1 protein-coding gene is annotated in these 237 nt (G+C 41.8%); it reads right to left on the reverse strand.

The annotated features are described in order from the left end of the window. The coding region (locus ACTHS4_RS12575; protein WP_440366054.1) for a hypothetical protein at nucleotides 1-202 on the reverse strand (202 nt) is incomplete at its 3' end. Nucleotides 203-237: the final 35 nt, after the last annotated feature.

Here is a 237-nt window from a genome sequence, read left to right on the forward strand (position 1 = left end):
TTGGCGCAATCCCAATCGCGCGGGATGTTGATTTAGTAAGCGAAGATGCTGAACCGAATCGAAAGTTCTTAATCTTTCTGCTAAGTATAAAAAGGCCGTCTGAAACACCGGCAATCGGGTTTAAGACGGCCTTTGCGTATTGTTTTTCGGTATAATTCACCACAACTTTATACATTTTTTTTAAAAGCACAAACAATGACACGCAAAATCCTTGTCACTTCCGCGCTGCCTTATGCA

This window comes from Neisseria sp. P0014.S009 (assembly GCF_051958155.1).
GTDB classification, from domain to species: Bacteria; Pseudomonadota; Gammaproteobacteria; order Burkholderiales; family Neisseriaceae; genus Neisseria; species Neisseria flavescens_C.